The 1,066-nt window shown below is 49.0% G+C and carries 1 protein-coding gene; it reads left to right on the top strand.

Annotation, left to right across the window (positions count from 1 at the left end; translation table 11 throughout):
- Positions 1 to 357 precede the first annotated feature (357 nt).
- Positions 358 to 1,066, top strand: a 709-nt coding sequence (locus NZ772_19380; protein MCS6815719.1) for an ArsA family ATPase, incomplete at its 3' end; no start/stop codon positions are given.

The raw sequence follows: 1,066 nt of genomic DNA, 5'->3' as shown, positions 1-1,066 counted from the left end.
AGAGTGAGACGATCGCAGGCTACGTGTAGTTGAAAAACCTTTCACAGGTGTAGCTGAAAAACCTTTCAACAGTAAACTGCTGCCTTGCAGCCTGGATTTTCAGACAACGAGTCGTTAGCTTTGTAGAGGCAGGTAGCATCATCTCGAAGGCTGGCCAGTTATATCAAGTCGGTAGAGCCACCATCTAGCGCTGGGTCAGTCGAAACGATTGGAAGCCTATCCTGACTTGAATGATAGTGAGCACAATGTGCAGGCTATCACTAGTTCTATTAGCTTGCGGATGAGCGACAATTGCGACGAAATATAAACCAAGGTGCATTATTGTAGGCATGACAACCCACTTTGCCTTGTTTTTACATGCTTGAGCAATTCAACTCTCATCAACTTGCTATGGTCAGCGGCAAAGGCGGCGTCGGTAAGACCACATTTTCCTGTGGGTTTGCTCGACATTGGGCACGGCAGTTCCCTCATGAGCAAATATTGCTGATTTCCACCGACCCTGCCCATTCCCTAGGAGATGTGTTGCAGATGGTTGTTGATGATAGGCCACGCTATCTGCCTGAGCTACCAAATCTCAAGGTGCAGGCGTTGAATCCTCAAGCATTGCTCCAAGATTTCAAGGCCAAGTATGGAAACGTATTGGAACTGCTGGTAGAGCGAGGGAGCTTTGTGCAGGGCGAAGACCTAACTCCCGTGTGGGATTTGGAATGGCCTGGCCTCGACGAGTTGATGGGCCTTTTGGAAATTCAGCGCTTGCTACGTGAGCATGTTGCCGATCGCGTCGTGGTGGACATGGCACCTAGTGGGCATACCCTTAACCTGTTTGGGTTAATGGATTTTCTGGATGCGTTTCTAAAGGCGCTAGATCTGTTTCAGGAAAAACATCGCACCATGAGCCAACGCTTTACAGGGCGCTATACTGCCGACGAGGCAGACCAGTTTTTACACACGATGCAATTAGACTTAAATGCTGGTCGATCTCTACTTCAGAATGCCGACCAAACAGCCTGTTTCGTGGTGTCTATCCCTGAACCCATGAGTTACCTGGAAACCCAGCGGTTTGTTG

Source organism: Cyanobacteriota bacterium (assembly GCA_025054735.1).
In the GTDB taxonomy this organism is placed as follows: Bacteria; Cyanobacteriota; Cyanobacteriia; order SKYG9; family SKYG9; genus SKYG9.
The sequence above is the reverse complement of the archived record's forward strand: the minus strand, read 5'-3'. Positions and strand labels throughout refer to the sequence as shown.